At 47.9% G+C, this 24,783-nt stretch carries 21 protein-coding genes; 3 read left to right on the top strand and 18 right to left on the bottom strand.

Annotation, left to right across the window (positions count from 1 at the left end):
- Position 1 precedes the first annotated feature (1 nt).
- The 5 genes from OHJ21_RS06855 to OHJ21_RS06835 all read right to left on the bottom strand — a co-directional run bounded on the left by OHJ21_RS06855 (position 2) and on the right by OHJ21_RS06835 (position 7,137).
- A complete protein-coding gene (locus OHJ21_RS06855; RefSeq protein WP_486019634.1) occupies positions 2-787 on the bottom strand; it encodes an ABC transporter ATP-binding protein in 786 nt (261 codons plus the stop codon).
- A complete protein-coding gene (locus OHJ21_RS06850; protein WP_100536954.1) occupies positions 784-1,773 on the bottom strand; it encodes a FecCD family ABC transporter permease in 990 nt (329 codons plus the stop codon). The genes OHJ21_RS06855 and OHJ21_RS06850 overlap by 4 nt, the downstream gene beginning before the upstream one ends.
- Positions 1,763-2,812, bottom strand: a complete 1,050-nt coding sequence (locus OHJ21_RS06845; protein ID WP_486019633.1) for an ABC transporter substrate-binding protein — start codon at positions 2,810-2,812, stop codon at positions 1,763-1,765. Before OHJ21_RS06845 ends, OHJ21_RS06850 begins: the two co-directional genes overlap by 11 nt.
- A gap of 382 nt (positions 2,813-3,194) precedes the next feature.
- The gene (locus tag OHJ21_RS06840) at positions 3,195-6,365 is read right to left on the bottom strand and encodes an FtsX-like permease family protein (protein ID WP_486019632.1); all 3,171 of its coding nucleotides are present in this window, start codon (positions 6,363-6,365) and stop codon (positions 3,195-3,197) included.
- A gap of 4 nt (positions 6,366-6,369) precedes the next feature.
- Complete coding sequence (locus OHJ21_RS06835; RefSeq protein WP_486019631.1) at positions 6,370-7,137, bottom strand: ABC transporter ATP-binding protein; 768 nt, start codon at positions 7,135-7,137, stop codon at positions 6,370-6,372.
- Positions 7,138-7,375: 238 nt separating this feature from the next.
- On the opposite strand from OHJ21_RS06835, the gene OHJ21_RS06830 reads away from it, so the two are divergent.
- Positions 7,376-8,047 (top strand): winged helix-turn-helix domain-containing protein, encoded by a 672-nt coding sequence (locus tag OHJ21_RS06830; protein ID WP_486019630.1) that lies wholly within the window; start codon positions 7,376-7,378, stop codon positions 8,045-8,047.
- Complete coding sequence (locus OHJ21_RS06825) at positions 8,044-9,072, top strand: sensor histidine kinase (RefSeq protein ID WP_394056114.1); 1,029 nt, start codon at positions 8,044-8,046, stop codon at positions 9,070-9,072. Before OHJ21_RS06830 ends, OHJ21_RS06825 begins: the two co-directional genes overlap by 4 nt.
- A 73-nt stretch (positions 9,073-9,145) precedes the next feature.
- Here the strand turns inward: OHJ21_RS06825 and bahA are convergent, their stop codons facing one another.
- The 4 genes from bahA to OHJ21_RS06805 all read right to left on the bottom strand — a co-directional run bounded on the left by bahA (position 9,146) and on the right by OHJ21_RS06805 (position 14,071).
- Positions 9,146-11,404 carry a bacitracin amidohydrolase BahA gene (gene bahA, locus OHJ21_RS06820; RefSeq protein ID WP_486019629.1) on the bottom strand — a complete coding sequence of 753 codons (2,259 nt, stop codon included), beginning with the start codon at positions 11,402-11,404 and terminating at the stop codon, positions 9,146-9,148.
- 98 nt (positions 11,405-11,502) lie between these two features.
- Positions 11,503-12,654, bottom strand: coding sequence for a HAMP domain-containing sensor histidine kinase (locus tag OHJ21_RS06815; RefSeq protein WP_486019628.1), 1,152 nt, complete (start codon positions 12,652-12,654; stop codon positions 11,503-11,505).
- Entirely contained in the window at positions 12,651-13,364 is a 714-nt protein-coding gene (locus tag OHJ21_RS06810; protein ID WP_326115054.1) for a response regulator transcription factor, read from the bottom strand. Before OHJ21_RS06810 ends, OHJ21_RS06815 begins: the two co-directional genes overlap by 4 nt.
- Before the next feature lie 134 nt (positions 13,365-13,498).
- The gene (locus OHJ21_RS06805) at positions 13,499-14,071 is read right to left on the bottom strand and encodes a TetR/AcrR family transcriptional regulator (protein ID WP_100536945.1); all 573 of its coding nucleotides are present in this window, start codon (positions 14,069-14,071) and stop codon (positions 13,499-13,501) included.
- A gap of 236 nt (positions 14,072-14,307) precedes the next feature.
- Here OHJ21_RS06805 and OHJ21_RS06800 point away from each other — a divergent pair, with 236 nt between their 5' ends.
- Positions 14,308-15,252, top strand: a complete 945-nt coding sequence (locus OHJ21_RS06800; RefSeq protein WP_486019627.1) for a ketopantoate reductase family protein — start codon at positions 14,308-14,310, stop codon at positions 15,250-15,252.
- A 129-nt stretch (positions 15,253-15,381) separates the two neighbouring features.
- On the opposite strand, the gene cntE is transcribed toward OHJ21_RS06800, so the two are convergent.
- Genes cntE through OHJ21_RS06755 form a run of 9 tightly spaced genes read right to left on the bottom strand, consistent with a single transcriptional unit; the run spans position 15,382 to position 24,644 of the window.
- Positions 15,382-16,596, bottom strand: coding sequence for a staphylopine family metallophore export MFS transporter CntE (cntE, locus tag OHJ21_RS06795; RefSeq protein WP_486019626.1), 1,215 nt, complete (start codon positions 16,594-16,596; stop codon positions 15,382-15,384).
- Positions 16,597-16,626: 30 nt separating this feature from the next.
- Positions 16,627-17,373 (bottom strand): ABC transporter ATP-binding protein, encoded by a 747-nt coding sequence (locus tag OHJ21_RS06790; protein WP_100536942.1) that lies wholly within the window; start codon positions 17,371-17,373, stop codon positions 16,627-16,629.
- A 1-nt stretch (position 17,374) separates the two neighbouring features.
- The gene (gene cntD, locus OHJ21_RS06785) at positions 17,375-18,184 is read right to left on the bottom strand and encodes a staphylopine uptake ABC transporter ATP-binding protein CntD (RefSeq protein WP_486019625.1); all 810 of its coding nucleotides are present in this window, start codon (positions 18,182-18,184) and stop codon (positions 17,375-17,377) included.
- Entirely contained in the window at positions 18,165-19,052 is an 888-nt protein-coding gene (gene cntC / locus OHJ21_RS06780; protein ID WP_100536940.1) for a staphylopine uptake ABC transporter permease subunit CntC, read from the bottom strand. Before cntC ends, cntD begins: the two co-directional genes overlap by 20 nt.
- A complete protein-coding gene (gene opp1B / locus OHJ21_RS06775; RefSeq protein ID WP_486019624.1) occupies positions 19,052-19,984 on the bottom strand; it encodes a nickel/cobalt ABC transporter permease in 933 nt (310 codons plus the stop codon). The genes cntC and opp1B overlap by 1 nt, the downstream gene beginning before the upstream one ends.
- A 32-nt stretch (positions 19,985-20,016) precedes the next feature.
- Positions 20,017-21,624, bottom strand: a complete 1,608-nt coding sequence (gene cntA, locus OHJ21_RS06770; protein WP_486019623.1) for a staphylopine-dependent metal ABC transporter substrate-binding lipoprotein — start codon at positions 21,622-21,624, stop codon at positions 20,017-20,019.
- Between the two features lie 37 nt (positions 21,625-21,661).
- Positions 21,662-22,957 carry an opine metallophore biosynthesis dehydrogenase gene (locus OHJ21_RS06765; RefSeq protein ID WP_486019622.1) on the bottom strand — a complete coding sequence of 432 codons (1,296 nt, stop codon included), beginning with the start codon at positions 22,955-22,957 and terminating at the stop codon, positions 21,662-21,664.
- Positions 22,958-22,984: 27 nt separating this feature from the next.
- Positions 22,985-23,782 (bottom strand): SAM-dependent methyltransferase, encoded by a 798-nt coding sequence (locus tag OHJ21_RS06760; RefSeq protein ID WP_486019621.1) that lies wholly within the window; start codon positions 23,780-23,782, stop codon positions 22,985-22,987.
- Positions 23,763-24,644, bottom strand: coding sequence for a histidine racemase CntK family protein (locus OHJ21_RS06755; RefSeq protein ID WP_486021003.1), 882 nt, complete (start codon positions 24,642-24,644; stop codon positions 23,763-23,765). Before OHJ21_RS06755 ends, OHJ21_RS06760 begins: the two co-directional genes overlap by 20 nt.
- Positions 24,645-24,783: the final 139 nt, after the last annotated feature.

Here is a 24,783-nt window from a genome sequence, read left to right as displayed (position 1 = left end):
CTTATTTCTTGATTAATCCGGTAATCCGGCAAATGGGCTTGTCACGAGCCGGGTCGGTTTCCACGGAAGCTTCAACACCGAACACCCTGCCCAGCAGATCCGGCGTCAAGACCTCGGATGGTGAGCCATAGCCTTCCACCTTTCCTGATTTCATCGCCAGGATATAGTCCGAGTAGATCGAAGCGTGATTCATATCATGCAGAACCATGATGACGGTCATCTTTAATTGTTGATTCAATCCCCGTACCAGCTCCAAAATCTCTAATTGATGGGCAATGTCCAAATAAGTGGTCGGCTCGTCCAGAAGCAGCACGCCGGGCTGCTGAGCCAGAGCCATGGCAATCCACGCCCTCTGTCTTTCCCCGCCAGACAGCGTATGCAGAAGTCGATCCTCATAAGGCGTAAGAGCGGTTGCCTTCAATGCCCAATCCGTGATCTCACGGTCCCTGGCGCTAACATGATTCCAGTAAGGCTGGTGCGGCGTTCTTCCGTATCCGACCAATTCCTTCACGGTGATTTCAATGGGCTCTTGCGATTGGGCCATATAGGACAGCTGCCTGGCCACATCCTTCCCGTTCAACTCGGATAACGCCTTGCTATCAAGCAGAACCTGCCCTCCTGCGGGCTTCAGCTGGCGCGCAAGTGCTTTAAGCAATGTGCTCTTTCCGCACCCGTTCGGCCCGATAATGCTGTATACGGATCCCGCCTCAAAGGAGATGTCCAGATGTTGAATGATAAACTTATCCTGATATTTCAGCGAAAGATCGCGAGTTTCCAAACGTGTCATGCTTTCCTCCTCCTTAACAGATAAAGGAAAAAGGGTGCGCCTAACACCCCCATGATGATTCCAACCGGAAGCTCAATCGGCGTGAACATCATTCTTGCCAGCGTGTCGCAGAACGTCAGGACGGCAGCGCCTAGCAAAGCAGAGGACGGGATGAGAATCCGGTAATCTCCGCCAACAAGCAGCTTGGCGATGTGTGGAATGATCAGCCCAACGAATCCAAGCAAGCCCGCGATGCTGACGGCGCTGGCTGCGAGCAGCGTGGCTATTGCGGTTATCAATAAACGGGACAGCTCTACCCGCGTCCCCAAATTCCGTGCGTTGACGTCACCCAGCATCATAATATTCATCTGCTTGGAGAAGATCATCGCCAGGAGAAGGCCGATAAGCGAGTATGGCAGTATGGTCGAGAGATCCGGCCAGCTTTTGGCGGCAAGCCCGCCGACCATGAAGATCAGGGCACCATGCACCCGATCGCTGTAAAAGGTAAGCATCGCCGAAATCCCGGATCCAAGAAAGGCTGAGACAGCCACCCCGGACAGAACGATTCGCAGAGGGCTTACGCCATCCTTCCATGACAAGAGATAGATAATGAACGCGGCGAGAGTCGCTCCAAGAAATGCTGCGGGCGTCAGTAAGTAATCATACTGTGGTACAACAACAAGCAGGAAAATCCCGAATAATCCGGCTCCGCTGGAGACCCCGATAATATGGGGGTCAGCCAGAGGATTGCGCATGACGCCTTGCAATAGCGCCCCGGAGACCGCCAGGTTCGCGCCTACAAGCATCGCAACAAGCGTCCGCGGAAGCCGGATGTTCCAGATAATATCCCGATTCATCCCAGGCAGTTCATGATGCAGGATACCCGTGATAATGTCCCGAAGCGGAATCATGACGGCCCCTGTAGCTATACTGATCAAGCACGCCGAAACTGCGGCGATCGTGAAAATAATGATCAGGGATACATGACGGACCCTTTTATTCACCATCACCGAAAATCTCCGGATACACCAGCTTGGCTAAATACGCCAAAGACTCATCATAGTGAAGCCCCGGATTGGTAAGAAACAGATCGGATGGTACGACAATGACGTGCTGCTTCTTGACGGCTCCGATGGAGGCCCATGCCGGATTGTTCTCAAGCTCCTCTTTAATCTTCTTCTCGCCAACGGTCTTTTGTCCGTGGATAATCAAAAAGATATAATCCGGATTCTGCTTCACAAGCGTCTCCATACTGTAGGGCGTCGTGGTTGGACTGTTAGGCGACGATTCCAGATTCTCGGCAGCGTTGGTCAGACCCAACATCTTTGCAATTTCGAGACCCGATGTGCCATTCTTCTGAATCGAAATTCCACCCGGCGTGACATTCAGATTGATAAAGGTACGATCCTCATCCGGCAATTTTGCCAGTATTTCGTTTACCTGCACATCCAGGGCTTCAAGCTTTTCCGGGAGCTGCTCTTCCGTACCCGCTATCTTCGCCATCCATTCGGCTTTGGACTTCATATCCTCATAGCTGGACAGACTCATCAAGGCTACAGGAATCCCGCTGCTCTCGAGCGATTGTACAAGCTCTTTATGAAACCGTACCTGCCCGATAACCAGATCAGGTCTGAGCGCTACAACTTGTTCCAGGTTGATCTGGCTGACGCTGCCAACGGACGATATCGCTTCAGCCTGTTCAGGAATCGAAACGCCGGTAGCCTCCATCCGTCCTACTGCCTCTCCGCCGACCTCGTATAATAGATCAAGGAATTCGGGCGATAGCACGACGATGCGCTCAGGCTGCTGCTGAAGCGTAATAGTGCGATCCGTCGCATCCTGGAATGTTATGTAATCTTCCTGAACTGCGGAAGTATCGGTATCGGACGGTACCGATATTGATGCATTGTCACTTTGCTTGGTTTCCGGACTGCTGGAAGTCTCATTCCCCCCACAAGCTGACATGATGAATGTGAAGAATAAGAGAAATGAACTGACAGCTACGACATAAGCTGTTTTCTTGCGTTGGTTGAATCTGAAGTACATGGATTTACTTCCCCTCCCGATGATAAGTTTGTCTCTAAGCTACCAATCTTGCGTTTGGTCTTCAGAGGTAATATTATTCGTAATTTTTACGATTAACAAAATATACTCTATCCCGATTATACGTTTATGTCAATCATTTTCAGAAAATCGTAATCATTCTTATTAGTTCAGGTCATGAACTGATATCGAGAAGAAAAACGTCTATCGACGTACATTCTAAGTAGACAGACCGCGTTTAGCTGAAGCTTTTCTTGCGAGTTAAGGATGGTTACGCCCCCGAAGTTATACTTTCTTATCTCATAAAAAAAGCCGCCAAAATGGCGACTTCGCAAGTGTGTTTAATTTGTGCGGCCAGCAGCGCCACGGCGCTTCAGGCTCGACATTATTTAATAAATTCAACCATAGGATAGTCTGCAGACGGGGAGTCCAGCAGTGGCTGTGGAGCACCCTTTAAATGAAAATCGAAAAAGGCAGCGACATAATCTCGATGGGCAGCGATCGTCTGCTGTGGGTCAGCTGTTCCGATAAACTGCTGGACAACTCGCGGCGAAAGACTTAGCTTCTCTTGAAGCTGTGGGAGAAGCGACTGATAATCTGTAAACGTATAATGTGCTCCCTCGGGTATGCTTAAATCGAGCTTCCACCCGGTCGAATGCTGCCAGAACGATTGACGGTCCATCGCGGTAAGATGGGAATCGACCTCGCCCTCCTTATTGTAGCCTGAATTCATGAGCATGAACGGGCGATCCAATCCGTGCTGCGCCACCGGCAGCGGGTTATCGGGCATGTGGCCCATCGTTCCATCCATATCGATGCCTGCGTCAACCCGGTCATCCTCATACATCACCTGAGCAGAGGTAGCCCCGCCGGCGGAATGTCCGAATATTCCGATCTTTGACAGGTTCCATGTTGTTTGAAGTCCAGCGGGTAAAGGTTGATCGCCTGGATGACGGCCTTCCTTAATGAGTTCAAGTTGGTCCAACACATATTGGATATCATCCACTCTTACCTCTAGCATCTTCAGTATCACTTCTGCGCTGAAAGACGGTAATAACTCGGTTGCCACACGTCCATCAGGAAATTGGACCGCAGAGGCTTCATACGTATGATCGACGGCAACAACCACATAACCTCTGCTGGCCAAATCTTCGACTACAGCCGTCCCGAAGTTTCTTGGAACAGATCCTCCAGGTGTGTAGATGAGGATAGGCCACCCCTCCCTGTTGTTCACTGGAGGTGCATTCACCCAAGAATGTGTCCCGATACCGGATAGATCGACCCTCCCCGGATCCACTCCGATCGTTGAAATCGTGTTTTCATCGTAATACTTTGCTGCCCCGGGCTGCATGTACAAAGCCTTCTGCTCGCTTTTCCCCGAAGCAGGGTACCATATGCTGACCATCAGCTCCCTGTCTCTATCCTGTTTCCATGGGTCCACCCGGTTGTCATCCTTGAAGTGCATCTCCATCGTCCCCACAGAATATTCTCCAGTAGGTTTCGGAAGCTGTAACTGGATTTTCTCTGCCTGCCCCCTCTCATCCTGCGATGTCGGGGTTTCCGTGCTTAAGAATATGCCAATCAGAACCAGTAGACAGACCATGATTGCAATAGCCGCAATTCTTACCACGGGGGCCGCTTTTCCATGGACGATCCTGCTGATGGAGTTGACCGTGAGCACATAATAAACCGAATAGATCAGGACAAACACAGCGACGCAGATCAGGATGGGCAGCATGAGACTGGCGCCTGCCATATTGCTGAATAACCTTTTCAACAATTGCAGGATGACCATGTAGTGAGCAAGCCCGATCGCGAGCGGCAAAGCAAAAATGAAAGCGTTCTGTTTGATAATGGCCATGCTGATTTCTTTTCCGCTTACGCCGATTTTTTTAAGAATATCGAACCGAGGTTTGTCTGCCGCCGCTTCGGTCAATTGCTTGAAATAGATCATGCTTCCTGTCGCCATGACAAAAACGAGCCCGAGAAATCCCAATATAAACACATTAAAGGCCGCTTCTTCGATTCCTAGCCGGTATTCGGAATAAAAAGAAGACAAGTTCGATTCCGGTGTCTTCAGCGCCGCGAGCGCATCGGCCGTGTGCTTCGTCGTCTTCTGTTCCTGCACGGAATAACCGACATAGCGGGTCGGCGAAACTTGCGCCTCGATGTTGTCGTACGTGCCGTTACTTACAACAATCATCACATCCGGATAACTCCAATGGATGATTCGTTCTTCGGTCATCCCCGCAAAAGCAAGGGTTATCCGTTGATCAGGCAATTCGATGTCGATCGTTTCGCCTTCATAATCCGACCATTCATAGTCCGTATACATGGGCCGGATCGCAACAGCTTCATCCTGTTCGATCGAATCCATTTTCGGGAGACGCAGTGCCTTGGCCACCTGGTTGTATTGATCGATTGAAACCACTTTGAGCGGGGTATTATCTGCTTCGATCATTCTCTCCGGAAAGATCTCGGGATCGGAAGCCTCCCCTTTCGTCTCCAGCACCGGAATCGTCATTTGCGCTATAATCGGATGCGCTTCATCCCCGCGTATGACATCGTCTACCTTCTGATTAAAGGCATGGTCCTGGGCAATATACATGTAGCTAAACGGTGCTGTGAGCTTCGATGTTTTGTCAAAAGTGAAATACGCACCTAATCCGACGCTGAAGGCGCACAAAGCCGCAGCGGATAACAGGGAAATGACGCTTAACAAACGAGCGTTTCCTTTAATCCGGTACACCAAATTAGAGGTGATGACCAGATTCATGCCTTTATAGTAACTTCGTTTTCTCTTCTTGGCGGTTCTTAACAAGACAATGACCAAGGAGGAAAAGAGCAGAATCGTTCCAGCTACAATACCGACGGTCATCACGCTCAGATTGACTAGGATTTCTTCGGTGACGGAAAAATCGCGGAAGGCGAATCCGTATCCCGCAGCCAGACAGAGGACTGCACCCACCGCCGAGAGAAATGACGCTTTCGGTTCCTGCTCCCCTTCCTGCTCCGCGCGAAACAATTCGATGAGTTTAAAGCTGTAGATCAATCGATAGCCTTGGATCGATGTCGCCAAAATAATCACCATGAACACGATGAGCGTATGAACCAGCGCGCGAAGGGAGAAAGCCATGCCTACCTGTACCGGCGTCCCCAGCAGCTTGATTAATATCATGGCAAACAGCTTGGACAACAAAGTGCCGATCATGATTCCTATGATTAAAACCGTCACCCCAATGATCAGGTTTTCATAAAACAGCATTTTTCCGATCTTTTTTTTGGGCAAACCAAGTAACGCGTACAAGCCTACTTCCTTTTTACGCTGTCTCGAAAAAAAACGGTTGGAGTATAGGATAAAGACGGCAACAAACACAATCAATAGGATGGACGCTATCATGAAGACGGATTGCATGCTCTGCGACGATTCGATTGAACTCGCAATTTCTTGGCTGTATTGCAAAGAAAGAAAAGTATAATAGATGATGACGCTGAACAGGATGGAAATGAAATAGATCGAGTAGTTTTTGAAGTTCCCTTTCATGTTCTTTTTCACGATGTCAAACAAGGTCACTTGCATTCCCCCCCAGAGCGGTCAATACATCCAATATTTTTTTGAAAAAGTGTTTGCGGGATGTTTCGCCTTTCGTCAGTTCCGTGAAAATGCGACCGTCCTTAATAAACAGCACGCGCTTGCAATAGCTTGCCGCAAACGTGTCATGAGTGACCATCAGAATCGTTGCCTGATCATATTCATTCAGATCCTTCAGGCTCTCCAGCAGGTCGGTCGCCGATTTCGAGTCCAGAGCGCCGGTCGGCTCATCGGCCAGCAGCAGGCTGGGACCGGATATCATGGCGCGTGAAGCCGCCGTCCGCTGTTTTTGACCTCCGGAAATCTGATACGGGTATTTGTCCAGAATCGGGGTGATGCCGAATTTCTCCGCGATCTCCCCCACCCTCTGCTCCAGTTCTTTGACATCCATCCTGGCCAGCGCCAAGGGCAGCAAGATGTTCTCCTTCACCGTTAAAGTGTCCAGCAAATTGTAATCTTGAAAAATGAATCCCAGTTTATCCCGGCGAAAAGCGGATAGTTGTTCCTCATCCATCTTCAGCACGTCGACCCCGTCAATGACAACGTCTCCGGAGGTAGGCTGATCGATCGTCGCAATCACGTGGAGCAACGTCGATTTGCCTGCGCCCGACGGCCCCATGATCCCCACGAACTCTCCCTCCTGCACGGTCAAATCGATATCATCCAAGGCGGTATAGACATTTCCTTTCACGCCATAAACCTTTCGTACCTGAGCCGCGTTCACTACCATTTTCATGTTGATCTATCCTTCCTGGTTATCAATATGAAACAATATCAGCACGATTTCGAAATCATGATTGCTTATCCTAATCTTAATACAGGTCACCTTTACTTTAGCTTACAACTTCCCCCTCTACCTTACATTCCTGTCACATTAGACAAAGGAAGCAGCCCCGGAAACTTGCTTGTCTGCCGCGGGAAGATCGTATACAATGTGTTTAATTTGCCGCTAGTAACGCCCGGGAGGATCGTTTATGAAAATTATGATCGTAGAGGATGACCCGACCATTCGCGGGATGATCCAGTTAGCATTGTCTAAATGGAGCCTGGAAACGGTCATCGTCGAAAACTTTGACCATGTTGCACAGTGCTTTATTCATGACCAGCCCCATCTTGTGATCATGGATATCAACTTGCCATCGTATGATGGATTTTACTGGTGTCAAAAAATTAGGGAAATCTCCAATGTACCGGTGCTCTTTCTCTCGTCCCGCGATTCGCCCATGGATGTTGTCATGTCGGTGAATATGGGCGGGGACGATTATATTCAGAAGCCGTTCCATATGGATGTGTTGACCGCTAAAGTCAATGCGCTGCTGCGCCGAACGTATTCCTATTCGGACCTGCTTTCCAATGTGTTCGAGCATGAGGGGGTCTTGTTCCTTCCGGACAAAGGGATGCTCACTTATGAAACCGAACAAGCGGAGCTTACCAAAACCGAAGTCAGTATATTGAAGATTCTGATGCAGCAGAAAGGAACCGTTGTAGACCGCAAGAAAATCATGCGTCATCTTTGGCAGGATGAAAGCTTCGTGGACGAAAACACGTTAACCGTCAACATCGTCCGCTTGCGCAAAAAACTGGCCGGCATCGGCAAGGAAAACTGGATTGTGACCAAGAAAGGGCAAGGTTATATGATCCCATGAGTTTCATTCAATACATAAAGGACAAACGTTATTTTTTGTTGCTGTACGCGGGGATGATGGGCTTTATTTCAATGATCCTTGCCCTGTCGGTCACCCCGGGTCAAGTCGCAGGCAGCATTCTGTATATTCAAATCGTTTGTTTTGCCTTCACCACAGCCTACTTACTGATTGGCTATGCTTACCGCAGATCCTATTACCGCAAGCTGCAGGAACTGATCGATCTTGACCGCGAAGATTGGCCTGTCGCTGCCCCTGAACCGCAAAATTCGCAGCAACGGCTGTACCTTGAGCTTTTTGCCAAATTGCGCCGTCAACATGAACGAGACCTCAGGAAACTCAATGAAGAGAAAATAGATCACCAGGAATTTATCATGTCCTGGATTCATGAGGTAAAGCTGCCGATTGCAGCAAGTCGTCTGCTCATGGAAAACAGCACGGGGGAAACGGCAGATTCCCTTGCCGATAAGCTAGAGGATGAACTGGATAAAATAGAAAATTACGTGGAGCAGGCACTGTACTATTCTCGAATCGATTCGTTCTCCAAGGATTATTTCATCACGGAAGAACCGTTAGACTCGATCATTAAAACCTGCGCGAAAAAATTCGCCAAAACCTTCATCAATAAACAGATTCGGATACAGATGGAGGACTTTCGGCAAACCATCCATACCGACCGCAAATGGCTCGGATTCATCCTGGATCAAATCGTTGCAAATGCGTTGAAATATACGGACGAAGGCGGGAACATTACATTCACGGTCGAAGAAGACCGTAAAGAAAAACGCTTGAACATTGTAGATACCGGGATCGGGGTCCAGCCGGAGGATCTTCATCGCGTCTTTGAGAAAGGATTTACCGGTTCTATCGGAAGAAGCCATCCCAAATCGACCGGCATGGGACTATACCTTGCAAATCAATTGGCGCATAAGCTGGGTCATAATTTGTCTATCCAGTCGGAGGCAGGAACGTATACAAAGGTCACAATCCATTTTCCTAAAACGGATACGTATCACAGCTTGCTGTAACCGTTTAAACCTGCACATGAATGTATATCAATAAACCAAAAAAAGTCGCCCTAAATGGCGACTTTTTTACCTTTTATAATCGGATGCCCACATCACTAAGCAGTATGGTTCCCCGCTCGTTCAGGTTGAACTCCATACGGATCTTGTTTAACTGCTCCGGATTGAAATCCGGATTCATTTTGTAGAAATCGCCTAGCTGAAAATCATAGCTTTGAAATACGGGTTCCGAGGTATTCCCTGCTTTAGAAAATGGCCATTTCAGCAGTTTACCTTCAATGACAGGCGGCAGTTTGGATATATAGCTAAGGGGAAGACTTGCCTGATGGCCCTTCTTGTCTTCGACGGTAATCGTAAAATCGATAAACTCTTTCGGGTTGCCGTTTTCCTCTTTCCTGCGGGCATCCGCAAGCGAAAATACGATGGAGCTTTCCTTCCCTGTTTTTGCCCCCTGATCCGGCAGAGTAACGGTATAGGATGCCGGTTCAGTCGATCCGTTTGAATTCCAGCCTAAGCGAACCGCACTGTAAGCCGCTTCACCCATCTTGACCTTCACCTTTTCCTCCCTCCATTGCCGGAGGTTCTCGCCCATCAGGCTGCCGCCGGGAATCGTGGTGCTCTGTAAATCAATATCTTCTTGATAATCCGCGAGTAAGATCGTTTGCGAATCGTAATAATTGCCGATGTACAGGGTATCGGGGAGCCATTCTTTGGCATAACCCAAATCTCTGAACACCTCGCGATATTGCCGCTGGTCCTTCAGCGTGGCATCCAGAAAAGAAGATATGAACACTTTTGCAATCGTTTCCTGTTCATCCCGCGGCATAATTTGACGCAGGTTAAACAGTTGGTTCCCCAAGCCTGCCACATCCCCTCTGCCCCAGCCTCCGTTAAATTGGCCGTGGTTAGCTCCATAAATATAGACCAGCGATTTCATGTAATTTGTGCCCTTAGTATAACGAATCCGGTGATATTGCTTCGCGCTGTCCAGGCTGTTGACATCCATATCATGAGCTCCATGCAAAGCCAGATAATTCACGTCCTGCAGCGGCAGCGGTTTGCCTTGAGGTTTATACTGCCCGTCCGTACCCGCAATGGAAATGAGCGAGCGGATCGAGAAGTTATAGTCAAACTTGACATGGCCGTGATCTGGGTGATTGCCGAGTTTGTTGAATGCAGCCGCAATCGCGATCGCTTCCCCGCCTCTGGAATGCCCGATGAGGGCGATTCGTTCCATATCGACCTTTTGATAAAACGGGTGGTCCGGTTCACTGTTCCAGCCTTTCCAGGTTTTCAAATGCTCCAGCAGCAGCAAGCCTCTTGCCGGATTTTCATTCTGCGGCGGGCTGATCAGGAAAAGATCTTCATAAGGGGAAACATTAAGAAAATTTTCATCCACGGAGACGAAAATATACCCTTTGCTCGCCATCAGTTTGCCCAAGTATTCATAACCCGGATCGGAGTAATCGTTCATTAAGTGGTTTCCATGTACAATCAGGACAAGCGGAAAGATGCCTTCCCCTTCGGGATACCACACTTTACCGTTTAACGGCATGGCATCCGGTCCGAATCCAAGCGATTTCGTTCGCACAGAAGACCATTTGGCGACAAACTCGGAGGCATCCACCGTTTTGGTAGCCAGGGATCCGCTTTGGTTAAACTCTTTCCTGTAGTTGTCGGGGCTTCCGTATAACAGGCTCTTGACGGAATACTCGCCTTCTTCGGCAGGGTTTTTCATCGAGGCGCCATCATATCGGGTTGAAGTCTTCAGCTGTTTCAAGGTCACGTCCGGAGCGGCTTCATCCCCGGCCCGAATCAACCAGAAGCTGCCGGCTCCGATCACGACAGTGATCAGGGACAAACAGGCCACGGCGCCGATTATCCTAGTTTTTGATGCCTGCTTGTAGCTTCCTGTTGCAAATTTATAAACCAATGCACCAAACAAAGAAAAAACAACGGCAATCAACACGATAAAAACGACCGATACTTCCAGCGGCCCAATGAAACAGAATAAAAGCATGATCAGGGAGTACAGCAACACCCAAATATAACGGCTTGGCAGTTTCTTGACTCCGTGCAGCAATAATGCAGCCAGGCCGCTTATAAGCGCTGCCGCTAAGACAAACAGGAATGTACCCACGATGAATTTACCGAAACCATGCCCCGTCAATAGATAATTGGCCTGTATCAGAATCAGGGTAAAGGCGATGGCCCCAAGCCCCAGTGACGCACCCTTCCATCCAGGGGATAACGGCCCCCGGCGCTTCCGGTTTGCAAAGATTCCTCGAAAAAAGGTACCGCCCTTCTCAAATTCTTTCTCTTTTTGTGCTTCCAATCTCTCCAGTCCTCCTGTATCCCCATATCGTTATTGGTTCTACTTCTGATTATATCGGAGAATTCGTTCTCTACACTTTCCTGAACCTTTCAGTAATCTTACAAATGATCAGGCAGAAAAAGAACGAAGTTCGTATGCCCGTTCGTGGTCAGCGTGATGTTACCCCCATGTTTTTCTATCACTTGTTTGGCAATGGCAAGACCTAGACCCGTACCCCCATCGCTTTTACGGGCTTGGTCTCCGCGGACAAAGGCATCGAAGACCTTTGCCTTCATGGCATCCGGAATTCCGATGCCATCGTCTGAAACGTGAATTTCGACTCCATTTCCCCTCGTTGCCAATTTCAATCCAACGGTTGTGCCAGGCGGGTTGTATTGGATGGCATTGGATAGAATATTGGAAACCGCCCGGTATAACCAGGTCGCGTTGAAGGGGACGATGATTACACGATCGGGAATATCATACTGGAATAGAAACTTTTTTTCTTCGAAAACCTCGTAATACTCGGCTGCGATTTCCCTCATAAATTCCGTAAGGTCGGATGCCTCAACGGCAAAAGGATAGTCGGGACTATCCAGCTTGGACAGTTCCAAGATGCCGTCAATCAACTCCGACATCAGACTGGCTTTGTCGGAGATCATACGCAGGATTTGCCGCCTTCTCTCCTCCGAATCAACGAGCCCCACTTCCATCGCTTCGATATAACCCTTAATGGTGGTCATCGGTGTCTTCAGGTCATGGGAAATGTCGATCAGCATGCGCTGCTTGCTCTCCGCAAGCTCCCGATTTTCCTTCTCCATCCGTTCAAGGCGTTCCGCCATATCATTAAAATCTTCCTGGATTTGCGCCAGTTCGTAACTCGCTCGAAAATTTAATCTTTGGTGGTAGTGCCCACGAGCGATGTTTCGGATGCCGTCCGTAATCGATCGAAGCGGGGTTGTGAGCCGGGAAGCCGTCCATCTTCCGAATGCGTACACGGTGATCGCAAACAAAGCGAGAAACAGAAGCAGGGTTTGAAGAGCCATTCTATAAAACACCAACTCGTGCTGATCGCTAGGGACGTCAAGCACGGCGGTAGGAGTGCCAAGGGCGGTATCCTCTGCCTTGATCTGTCCGGATATATCCATAAAATAATTCAAGATTTGCGCATTTAATATATACAGAGAAGCCGCAGCGATGAGTGCTATGGTAACAAAAAAATAAATATATTGGCGAATCAGCGAACGCTGCAGGCGATTAGGGGATTTCATGGCTGCAACTCATCTTTCTTCGCAAATCGGTAACCGAGTCCGCGAATGGTCTTGATATAGACAGGCTTCCTCGGACAAACTTCGATTTTATCGCGCAGCCTGCTGATTTGTACCATGACGGCGTTATCGTCAGCCAGATAATGCTCGTCCCAGGCTTGTTCGAAAATTTGCTTTTTCGTAAATACGCGCCCCGGTTCCCCCATAAACAATTTTAACAATTTGTACTCAATAGCGCTGAGTGAAATCGGTGTTCCCTTGATGTACAACATGCATTCGCGGTGATTCAGCAGCAAGTCCCCGACGCAGGTTTCGGATAACGGCAGAGCTTCCGAAGGCTCGTTAAACTCATAGAAACGTCGTAACTGGGCCTGAATTCTCGCCATCACTTCAAGTGGACTGAACGGCTTGGACACATAATCGTCTGCCCCCAGCTTGAGCCCGGTTATTTTATCAAGTTCCTGATTTTTGGCCGAAATGAGAATGACCGGGATTTTGTAATCCTGCCGCATCATGCGGAGCAGCTGGATTCCGTCGATGAACGGCATCATGATATCGAGGAGTGCGAGATCCACATGCTTGCTTTGTAGATGCTCCAGGGCTGCTTTCCCGTCGAAAGCCTCCAAAGTCCTATATCCTTCTGCCTCCAGATAAAGTTTAAGCATATCTATAATATCCGGATCATCATCGACAACAAGTATGGTTTTAGGCATAAAAAGCATCCTCCTTCAAGTAGTATATGGTTCTCCTTGGGAGGCTAATTTCCTTTTTTGCGTTGTTTCCGTCAGCATCGTTAAGCGTTAATAACCTCCTGCCTGGATCGTCGGAGGTCATTCTATGATTCATTTTATTGGCGTCCAATAAAACCAAACAAGAGAAGCTGGTTAAGTTCAGCCATCTTATTGGTATAATTCCCGGATTTTGCCCAGGAAGCTTGAAGTGTCCCGACAACACTTAATAATTCCAAAAGAGTCTCCAGAGAAACAGAGGAATGAATCGCCCCTTCCTTCTTCCCCAGCTCAATAAGTTCCCGAATAAGCTCCATTCTGATTTTATTGGTGTTTTCACTATATAAGCTCGCCAGAACCTGATCCTCAACTGCACCCGGTGTACCCAGCAATTGATAGTCTTGGTCAGCACAGATCTCCAGCACTTGGGACAGCTTGTCTTTAAACTCGATATTTTGTTTCAACAGCTCCTTGGCCATATGGATGGTATTTTGCATCAGAACGTTCGCACATTCTTTGACCACCCCTTCTTTGCTGCCGAAATAGTTATACAGCGATACAGACGATACACCGGATTCTTCGGCAATGTCCTTGATACTGACATGGACGAAGCCTTTTTCTTTAAAAAGCTTTAACGCGGCATGAATGATCGCATCCTTCTTTTGCTGCGTTCTGATTTCGAATTTATTCATCCGTTTTCACTCACTTCCCGTATTCGTCGCTACAAGTAGTTTACCATAAAAAGAGTGGTTTTTAAATTTTGGGATCGATATTTAAAAACTTCTTGACAGTCCGGCCGATGTCCATATAGAATCAAGCTGTAATTTTTAAATATCACGACGATTATTTAAAAACTATATTAATAACAAAAATAAGTGTTTGAGAACACGGTTTGATCAAATCGTATAACTCGAATGGAGGAACTACTATGAAAATATTGATTTATGGCGCTGGGGTTCTTGGCAGTTATTTAGCCCACGAGCTGGTGCGTGGAGGTCACAACGTCTCGATGCTGGCCAGAGGACAACGAGCGGATGAGTTGGAAAAGAGCGGCAATGTCATTCGGCATTATTTTCAGTTCCAAACAACGGTTCATAATGTAAGGGTGATCCGGGAACTACAGCCTGACGATGTTTATGATCTTATTTTTGTTGTGATGAAATATCCGGATTTCGAAGCGGTACTGCCTGCACTTGCAGCGAACCATAGCAGCTACATCGTTATAATGGGCAACAATGCGAGTCCTGGGGAAATGAAGGAGTATTTGCAAACCCATAGCCCGGTAGCGAAAAAGGTTGCTTTCGCTTTTCAGACGATCGCTGGCTGGAGAGAGAATGGCCGGGTCATTAGCGTACGCGGACCAAGAACCAAAATCAATATCGGCGGTTTAGGTGAGGAGCTGTCTTGGCGTTCGGTGATCGATCAGGCTTTGGTTAACACCAAATATAAGTGGACCTACCAGAACAATATGAATGAATGGCTGAAAAGTCATTTTGTCATGATCTTGGCATTGAATTCCATTGCTTCTACCTATCACGGGGATTTGCGCAAAGCCGCAAAAGACAAGCAGCTGCTGAATCTTGTCATCCATGCTGTTGATGAGGGACATCAAGTATTGGAGAAAAACGGGTTTACAATTACGCCTGCCGCTCAAAAGGAATTCGCCCGTAAAAAAAGAAAGCTGTTCTACATCCTGTTGAAGATGATGCTGTCGAACCCCATTGGCAGAATCCTGTTAAGTGATAAGGCGGTGTCAGCAAACGAGGTGACTGCTTTACAGCAAGCTTTTGATCAATTGAAAATTCGCGCGAACATGGCGACACCCCATTGGGATGAGCTCCAACATTATTCCGCGCCTGTTCAGAGATCATAATGAAAGAATTGATGTTCATAAAAAATCTCTGCTCAACCCACGAGCAGAGATTTTATGAACCTTCCGGCGGGCCTTGACTGATGCTTCAATCACAGACATCCACCGCCAGCCTTGAACATACCTAAACAGCTAAGCATCCCCTTCACTCTCCCTTGCATGGTTTTGGTTCGAAGCAGCCAAGCTTCCTCTTCGCTCGTACGCAACAACAACCATAATCATGCTTAATACAGCGCAAATCATATACATGACGGAGTATGAATAATAATCGGCGATCGGTCCCATCACAACCCCGCCCATGGATACCCCAAGGTCAGCCATTGCAATAAACAGTCCGATCAACACATTGCGGTTTGATGGGGGAAGTACAAAGGACAAATAAGTAGTTAACGCCGGGTATAGGAGCGCCTGCGCAATGCCCATAAGAATCGCGCCGGTATATAGAAGAACCGCTCCCTGTTCTGAGGAAAGGCTAATGCATACTGCAGCGAGGGTGAGCAGAAGCATGGTACCCATGATAAAAAACGAATGCCATTTGCCATCCGACGGGATTCTTTTTCTTAGAAGAAACCGGGAAGCGACAACGACAGCAGCCTGGAGCATCAAATAAATGCCGGCACTGCCGCTGCGTAACTGCGAGCCGTATAAAGGCATAAACGTTGTTACGGCTCCAAATACGATCGATGCCGACAACATTAAGACACTGCATTTGAACAGAAACGGGTTCTTTACGATTTGTCCGAAGGAATGAAACATGCCTGAACGGTTTGCCGATTGCTCCGCTGGAATCGTTTCTTTATCCATCTTGACGCTATATCCGAATACACCGGTACAAATGGCAATAGCTACGAAGATGATGGTGAATGAATCCATGCCTCCGGTCTGCCAGAGGCCTAATGCGACAACGGGACCAATGACGCCGGGAATATAGGAAAACAAGGAATAGAACGAGATTCCTTGCGAACGTTCCTTCTCGGGCAGCGCATCGATGATGCCGATCTGGAGTGCCATCGAAAAAAAAGCCGTTGATACCCCTTGCAGTATTCGAGCAATCAGATATCCTCCTAATCCCGTACATGTGTACAGAATTAAGGCAGCGCCATTGACCAAAAGGATCAGGCGCAGCACCTTGACCGGACCATGCTTTTGAATCAAATGTCCGGCCCAGGGCCGAAAGAACATCGTCGTAAACATGTAAGCTCCCATGACGAGACCGATGGTAGAGCTGCTGGCTCCCCAAGCGGCTCCTTGCAGCGGAATTAATACATTGAGTAACGCATTCGCACTGAAATAAAGCAGTGCCAGCATATATAAACGCAAAAATGGCCAAGACATTGCTCCACTCACTATTTCTCTCCTCCTGCTAGCGACTGATCCTTAAAACGTAATCAAATGCTCCATTAATTTTTTGGCATAGTCCGACTGGACGTGCTTTAATTGCTCCATTCGAACCGTTTCCTCGACCCTGCCGCTTTTGAAAATCAGAACCCTGTCGCACAGATAAGCAGCAGCTTGTATATCATGCGTGATGAAGATGTAACTCATCTTATAAATGTCTTTAAGCTCCTTCAATAATCGAAGGACTTGTATCTGGACGGACACGTCCAAAGAGCTGATCGCCTCGTCGAGTACGATGCACTTGGGTTCTGTGGCAATTGCCCTGGCAATGCAGACTCGCTGGGCCTCACCACCGGACAGCTCATGAGCATATTTCGTTTTATAGGAAGCGTCCAACCCGACCTGATTCAGCAGCAGATCGATTTTGGCCCTATGGTCATTATTCAATGACCCCTGCGCCGTTAAAGGCTCCATGATCGCTTCTTCCACAGTAAAGAACGGGTTGATAGACGAAGTATAATCCTGAAATACGGCACTTATATTGCCAAAACGCACATGGCGATTCATGACATGTTTCCCTTCCAATAAGACGTGTCCAAGGTCCGGTTTTTCTATTCCCAAGATCAGTCGTCCAAGGGTTGATTTACCGCTTCCGCTTTCACCGATGATGCCGAGGCATTCCCCGCTTCCGCATTCAAAGCTTACATCCTCCAAAATGCGTTGCCTTTTCCCCGAAAACAAGCCGCCTACCCGGTAGGATTTATGGACGTTCTCAACTTTCAGCACGTTATAATCCCCCGTTCATGATCTTATTGAAATGGCTGCTGAGTTCTAGGCGCGTAGAAACCAAGTATTGCGTGTAAGGATGCCGGGGTTCCGTAAATACCGATTCAATACTTCCGCTTTCTACAATAACACCGCTTCTCATAACCAAGACTTCATCGGCGATTTTCTTCACGACACCCAAGTCATGCGAAACAAAGATCATGGAGCCTCCCATTCTTTCGCGAAGCTGGATGAATTGTTCCACGACCTCGTATTGCGAGATTGTATCCAGTGCGGTCGTCGGTTCGTCAGCGATTACGATATCGGGTTCCAGCACCAGCGTGAGCGCGATCATCAAACGCTGCAGCATGCCGCCTGATAGCTGGTGAGGATACTTATTCATGATCTCCATAGGATGGGGAAGCATGACGCTTTCCATGGCTTTTTTCATGTTGGTTTCAGCCTCGCCCCTGCTCCAACCGAAATGCGCCTTCAACGTTTCTTGGAAATGAACGCCGACGACGCTGGACGGATCGAATGCTCCCATGCCGTTCTGCATGATCATGCCAATCTGCTTTCCCCTTCTTTTCCTCATGTCCCTTTCTGAAAGCTGATTCAAATGTTCTCCCTTGAAGATAATCTCCCCGGATTGTCGAATCCAGGGTTTATGCAGCCTTATGATCGATCGGCACGTCAGGGATTTTCCGCTCCCGCTTTCCCCCACAATCGCCAGGCAGGTTCCCGCCTTCAATTGAAAGGAGCTGTCATGGATAATCTCTTTTCCCTCGTTCGAATCCCATACCCTCAGATGATTAACCTCTAGCATATTCATAAGTCGGTTTCTCCACCTCTGTTGTTCGCGGCTGTTTACCGGAGTTCATCCGTTTGGGATCAAGCACGACTTGAAGCCCATCCGCCAGAAAATTAAAAGCCGATACGGCAATCACGATAGCCAAGCCGGGTGCTAACATGAGCTCCGGGCGTGAGAACATCACTTCTCTCGCTTCATTCAGCATCATCCCCCATTCGGCGTTGGGAGCCTTGATGCCCAGCCCTAAGAATGATAATCCGGAGATCTGCAGAATCATGGAACACATTGAACCGCTTGCAATGACGGCAATATCCGAAAATGTCACGGGAACGATATGCTTCAGAATGATCCTTCGATTGCTGATCCCGGCTGCTTTTGAAAATTTCACATAATCCATTTCCGCGTACTGCAGGACCGACGTTCGGATAACGCGGGCAAACCACGCCCATTTCATCGCGACAAAGGCAATCAGGATGTTCTCAAGGCCTGCTCCCAGAATGCCGACAACCGCCAACGTCATGACATAGCCGGGAAATGAAAGCATGATATCGCAAATTCGCATCAGGATTGCGTCTGTTTTTCCTCTGAAGTAACCTGCGATGAAACCAACGATCCCTCCAACTCCTACCGACGCCAACAAAGCTGCCAGAACCCATAAAATACTGGGACGTATGCCATAAATCAGCCGGGATAAGATGCATCTTCCCAGATGATCGTTACCGAACCAATGCGACCAGGAAGACCCGGCATAACGCAGCTTCATATCGACTTGATTCGGATCGTGCGGCGCAAATACAGGGGCGAACAGGCCGACGATTACGATGGCGGCAATGATGACCAATGACAGGCTGGCCAGCTTGTCTCTGCTTAGACTTTTAAGTACGTTCATCAGATTTCCTTCCTTAGTTTCGGATTCAATGCAGCATTGATCATGTCAGACAAGGTGTTAAATAGTACAAAGGCTACCGCCAAAATAAGAACATACGCCTGGATGACCGGAAAGTCCCTGCTCAGAATGGATTTAACGCTCAGCCGCCCAAGTCCCGGCCATGCAAATACATTTTCGATAACGACGGTACTGCCCAGAATAATGGGGATGGCCATGCAAAATATGGATACGGCAACTTGAAGCGAATTTCTCAGGATGCGCAGGGTAATCTTCTTTTCGGGCAAACCGCAGGCTCTCCCGTATACAACATAGTCTTCATGTAAGTTATTCAGCATCGAACTTCTTACGCTTCGGAAATATATCCCGACATAACTCACCGATATGACCGTCACGGGAAGGATATAGCTTCGATAGGAATCCATGCCACTGGTGGGCAGCAAGTCCAATCGGACGGAAAAATACCAGATCATGATCGATGCCAGCCAATAGGAAGGCATCGCCGTCAGAAAGAAGGAAACGCCTCTCACCGATCGATCCCATATTTTGCCTTGGTTTAATGCACAGACAACCCCCAAGATAATGGACATGACGATAATAATGATAGACGAAACCATAGTCAGCTTTAAGGTATTGAGAAATGCCGGGCTGATCATGGACCAAACCGTCTGTCCCGTCACGTAGGATTCTCCAAAGTTCAATCGAAGGCAGGCCATCACCCAATCGGCATACTGCTTTAAGAACGGCTGATTCAGCCCAAGCTCTTCACGCGTCTGTGCGATCAGCTCTTCCGTGATTTCCGGAACCTCCTGGGCGCGGAGCACCACTTCGGCAGGATCCATGGGGGACAGATTGATCAACAGAAAGGCCAAAAACGAAATGATGAGCAAAATCGGAACTGACAGCAACAACCGTTTAACGATATAACTTCCCATAATGACTCCTTATCCAATATTGAGTTCGCGACCTATTCAAAATGCATTAACTCAAAGGGCAGCTCAAACTGGGTTTGTTTGAATGCAATGCCTTTTAAATCCTTGGGTGCCAAAACCGTGACGCTTCCGCTTGAAATCGGGATAAACACCGCTTCATCGTGAACCATTGTTATGATGTCAGCGTATAACGACTTGCGGGTCTCCTCGTCCTTGGATACCATAACCTCCTGAATATGCTCATAAAGATGATCCGCTTCCGCGATCCCTTTGGTTGTATGTAGATAAGAAGCCTCGGAAGTGAAGGCAGAGATGGTGCTCTGAGGGTCATACGCCAATCCCCAGGTTTGATTAAACAACAGCTCATAATCCCCCGTGGATCTTCGATTCGCGATGGAACTCGACTCTTCGCCGATGATATCCAGCTTGATTCCGATCCCATTTACCGCATTTTGGATGAATTCCGCCTGTGTTTTTTGCGAAGATGAATTACTGTCATAGTATAAATTCATGGCCAGCTTCTTCCCGGCTTTGATCCTGGTCTCGCCATCGCTGCCCTTCTCCCATCCGGCCTGCTCCAGAAGTTGCTCAGCCCTTCCCGGGTCATATTCGCGTTCCTTCAATTGGACATCCGCATAGTTCACGTTGGACGAGAACAGTTGATTCGCTTCCGCCTCGCTCCCCTCGAATATGTCCTTGCTGATCGTTTCGCGATCGATCGCATGCCAGATCGCTTCACGCACGGCGGTTTCGCTTACCGGACTATCCGATTGGCTGCTGTTGGCCACAATCATTTTCGTATTCATGGCTTCGCTGCGAACCAGCTGGTATGCTCCGGATTCAACCAGGCGATTCATCGCTTGCACATCGATGCTGTCAGCCCCCCGATCATCAGTAAACACAAAATTCACCTCCCCTTTCTGCATAGCCAAAAATGTCGTCTCCCCTGCAGGCAGTACCTTGGCCGTAATTTTTTTGATTTTTGGCGGACCTCCCCAATACTCCTCGTTGGCGGTAAAGGTAGCGTACTCATCGATTTTATGTTCCGTAAACTGGTAAGGACCCGTACCATGGTGTCCGTTAACGCCATCCTTCGTTTCCCCTTGAATGAAATCCTTGGGTGAGAGGAATACATACGGCCGCGTCATGGACAGTTCGACCAGTGCAGGGTAATAGGCTTCGCTTAAAACCAATTGGACGGTGTATGCATCTACTACCTTCACGCTCTTGATTTTGGTCGACAGCTTAATCCAGGCGTGTTTTTCGGCGTTATGCTGTACGGCGTCGAAATTCAGTTTGACAGCCTCGGCATTGAACGGTTCCCCGTCATGAAACTTCACGTCTTTCCTCAAATGAAAGGTATAGGTTTTCCCATCTTCCGAAATGTCCCAGGACTCCGCCAGCAAAGGCTTGATCCCTTCTTTTGTGTTCTCCACCAGCGATTCATATACCATACCCTGAGCCGGCATGGATCCGGTGTATAAATGAGGATTCATATCTTGAATATCTTTTGCTGTTGCATAGATGAGTTCATTCTGGATTGCCGATTCGGCCTTACTTCCCTGATTCGCCTCGCCGCACCCTGCCAGAAGCGCGATCGAGATCATCAACAACAACCATAGCTTGACACTTTTTCTGTTCACGGTTTTCCTCCTGCTACCCACTTGTTTATTGTTTCGTTCATCTGTTTGATAATTCCGTGCATATCAGCTCCAGATCATGCCCGAAGCTCTGAACCGTGAATGCATTGGATAACAACCGGTCCTTGTGAGCAAGTGATACATTTACGATTTTGTCTTCATACGTTTTTATGAAATGATCAATCGTCGGACAATCCACCTTTAAGAATCTGGCTATCCCTTGTATGATCTTGATCCGATAATAATCCTCCTTGGGCATTCTCGGGATATCCAAGCAGCCTTCCTGATTGATAAACAAACTCCTGATCGGAACTGCCGAAAAATCAAAGTACTTTCCATCTGGATCCGGCTGAGAAAAAGGATCAATTAACAATGAGGCGTAACGTATATACAATAAATACTCCTGATGAATCGTTTGTAATTGATCAAAGCGATCGATATCCTGGCGCGATAAGCTCTCGATTCTCACCGGATAGTTGTCATCCGTCATGAACTTTAGCAAATTGATGCCCGTCATCCCTAATTGGTCTAAGATGTTCATCATCTCTTTCCACTGGGATAACATATTGCGGATCAGATCTTGCGTAATCGGGCCTTCAGGGAAAAGCTTGTAGACGTACTTGCGCGAACCCGACTCATCAAAAATGGCGTTTAATGAGAAGTCATTCATGAACAAAGCAGGATGAACATATAACGAAATGTTTCTCGCCTCTGCTTCCAGCGGCGTCTTCATGACTTCCAGAGCAATATCCAATTGCTCATAGAGACCGCAGAGACTGTCAACTAGACCGGAGCGCCCCCGTGTCGAGCCGATATAAACCTTTTTCTTGACCCCCGCGGTGATGACATGATTAGAAACTCGGCCCCCCATCCACCTTGTGTCTCCATAATATGTAGAAAAACTAATGACTTCCGCATTCGGATTCAAGCTTCGAATATAACCGGATATTAAGCTGTTGGAACCGAAAGTCGGTGATATCAGTACGAAACATTTGATCTTACGCAGAACGTTATGGTGAATCTGTCGCATGACTTCCATATAAGCGTCGGTGGTCACCGCCAAAAATAAAGTGTCCCATTCGCCTTCAATGGTTTCAAACCCCCGAAACACATCGTCAATGCGACACTCGCCTTCCATGGAACGATGCTTTTCATTTTGGATGCTTGCGAGAACCCTTTGATCATTTGCCGCAAGCGAGTCGAAGAATTCAGCAGACCGGACCGATTCCCGTCCGGCAATCCCCAGGCGACAATGGAATCCCTTTTTAAGAGTTACTGCCAGCTGCAAGGCTGCAGGGCCTGTTCCCAACAACAAGACATGCTTCATCTCTCTCATTAGACACCTCACTTCGGTTACCGTTAGCTAAGCTATGATTTTTTTATATAAAGCAATGTCAAATATATCGTCTCGGCGTAGTACGTTATCCACTAATTCCCATTTACGATCATCCGTCTCTTTCATTGGATAATTGAATAAAGACTTCAATCGGTTTCCATATCTCATGGCGACAACAACCTGTTCATTCGTCAATGGATATAACTGTTCCAACAACGCGTACTTATCAGCCACCGTCGAGCTAAAAATGATGTGGGTGATCTCTTTCAAATCATCAAGGAATTCAACCGATGTCTTTTCCAAACGGATCTTCAACCCCGGACCCAATTTCTCTACAACCTTCTCACCAAGCTCAATTGCCTCAACATCAATGTCGATCCCGACCACCGGAGCTCCTGTACGCTTTGCGATCAATAGCGCCGTCATCGGGAAAGAGCCAGAGCCAACCAGCAATACTCTCGATTTAGAAGTGATCAGGAAACTTCCAAACTCTTTCTCGATGCAATCCTCGATATTTTTGAAATAATCGGTGATCTCCGTATCTCCCTTTTGCAATTTGAGCGCACGATATTTCTCCAGGATCGCGACGCAGCGCGCCGAATTTTTTCTTAGTCCATCGATCAGATCGCTTATTCGGCCGATCCCCTGTTGCTCCAGTTCATCCCATACTTTGATGTTCGTTTCGTCTGTTATAAACCCCGAGTATTGGTCAATTAGACGTTCCAGCTCGGTTCGGTGACGATGAGAATAATCGAATCGGTCAGCGAAGTACTCAAACCTAGTTAAGTAATCACGTAAGGATTGCTCAAACGTTGCTAATTTCATGAATATCCTCTCCCACAGACAGGTTAAAATCCATATCAATAAACGCTGTGCCTTGTGCTACGATTCCAACGGAACCTTCGATTTCCAGATGGGTCAGTCGGTCCTGGTCATACAGTGCCTTTACAAGCATCGTCCCGCCGGGTTGATGGATATGAGCTTCGATATTGCGCCTATTCTTCCAGGCTAAGTAAGCGCCTATGGAAGCCGTACCGGAGCCACACCCTCTTTCCCACACCGCACTATTCAACTTCGGGACGTATATAAGCGGTGTTAGCTGACTTGAGCTGGCGTTGTATAGCAAAATCCCAAGCATGCTTGTATCTAGAAAGGGTCCAATGCGCTTGGCCAAGGATAACATTTGGTTCTTCATATTTGAATCGATGTGTTCCACTTCAATCACGAAATGAATAAAATCACTGTACCGGACGGCAAACGCGTTAACAGGGGCCCCCCCTTCCTGAAGAACCGTTTGATCCATTTTCACCGGGAGCGGCATGTTGACCCGGCAGCGATAATCCTCCCTGTTTTTTGTTATGCGGCATGCCACTAATTGCTCGGATCCTGAAACCTCTAATCGAAACTCGGTTGTTTCATGACGATCCATCTCCTGCAGCTCAGCCAGGTATGCCGCCAAGGCCATGCAGGCGTTACCGCAAAATTCACCTCCCGCCATTTGCAGTAACACGTCAGCTTCCTGGTTCATGGATGGCTCAATGAAACCAACTTGTTCAGCATAAACGTTGTCATATGACATAATTTTAGAAGCAATGCGTTTATGTTCATCGGACGGAAGCATGGTGTTAATTAGAATCGTCATATTTTGCGTCGGATTACATTTCACAAAATTGATCTTCTGCTTCATCACGTAACACGGGCTCCCCTCTACGCCGAATTATGGTAGTTGGCTTGACCAATGTTTAATCGTAATTATTACGATTAAAACTGAAAAGAATATAGCATGGCATTTTGTAATCGTCAACAATTATTTCCATGGATTTGAA

It is taken from the genome of Virgibacillus sp. LDC1 (assembly GCF_025792345.1).
GTDB classification, from domain to species: Bacteria; Bacillota; Bacilli; order Paenibacillales; family Paenibacillaceae; genus Paenibacillus_AQ; species Paenibacillus_AQ lautus.
This window is presented reverse-complemented; position numbering and strand designations above follow the sequence as displayed.

Excerpts from the sequence above, each read along its gene's own strand:
- OHJ21_RS06855 (WP_486019634.1), bottom strand. The coding sequence starts at position 787 with ATGACACGTTTGGAAACTCGCGATCTTTCGCTGAAATATCAGGATAAG.
- OHJ21_RS06850 (WP_100536954.1), bottom strand. The coding sequence starts at position 1,773 with ATGGTGAATAAAAGGGTCCGTCATGTATCCCTGATCATTATTTTCACG.
- OHJ21_RS06845 (WP_486019633.1), bottom strand. The coding sequence starts at position 2,812 with ATGTACTTCAGATTCAACCAACGCAAGAAAACAGCTTATGTCGTAGCT.
- OHJ21_RS06835 (WP_486019631.1), bottom strand. The coding sequence starts at position 7,137 with ATGAAAATGGTAGTGAACGCGGCTCAGGTACGAAAGGTTTATGGCGTG.
- OHJ21_RS06830 (WP_486019630.1), top strand. The coding sequence starts at position 7,376 with ATGAAAATTATGATCGTAGAGGATGACCCGACCATTCGCGGGATGATC.
- OHJ21_RS06825 (WP_394056114.1), top strand. The coding sequence starts at position 8,044 with ATGAGTTTCATTCAATACATAAAGGACAAACGTTATTTTTTGTTGCTG.
- OHJ21_RS06815 (WP_486019628.1), bottom strand. The coding sequence starts at position 12,654 with ATGAAATCCCCTAATCGCCTGCAGCGTTCGCTGATTCGCCAATATATT.
- OHJ21_RS06810 (WP_326115054.1), bottom strand. The coding sequence starts at position 13,364 with ATGCCTAAAACCATACTTGTTGTCGATGATGATCCGGATATTATAGAT.
- OHJ21_RS06805 (WP_100536945.1), bottom strand. The coding sequence starts at position 14,071 with ATGAATAAATTCGAAATCAGAACGCAGCAAAAGAAGGATGCGATCATT.
- OHJ21_RS06800 (WP_486019627.1), top strand. The coding sequence starts at position 14,308 with ATGAAAATATTGATTTATGGCGCTGGGGTTCTTGGCAGTTATTTAGCC.
- cntD (WP_486019625.1), bottom strand. The coding sequence starts at position 18,184 with ATGAATATGCTAGAGGTTAATCATCTGAGGGTATGGGATTCGAACGAG.
- cntC (WP_100536940.1), bottom strand. The coding sequence starts at position 19,052 with ATGAACGTACTTAAAAGTCTAAGCAGAGACAAGCTGGCCAGCCTGTCA.
- opp1B (WP_486019624.1), bottom strand. The coding sequence starts at position 19,984 with ATGGGAAGTTATATCGTTAAACGGTTGTTGCTGTCAGTTCCGATTTTG.
- OHJ21_RS06765 (WP_486019622.1), bottom strand. The coding sequence starts at position 22,957 with ATGAGAGAGATGAAGCATGTCTTGTTGTTGGGAACAGGCCCTGCAGCC.
- OHJ21_RS06760 (WP_486019621.1), bottom strand. The coding sequence starts at position 23,782 with ATGAAATTAGCAACGTTTGAGCAATCCTTACGTGATTACTTAACTAGG.
- OHJ21_RS06755 (WP_486021003.1), bottom strand. The coding sequence starts at position 24,644 with ATGAAGCAGAAGATCAATTTTGTGAAATGTAATCCGACGCAAAATATG.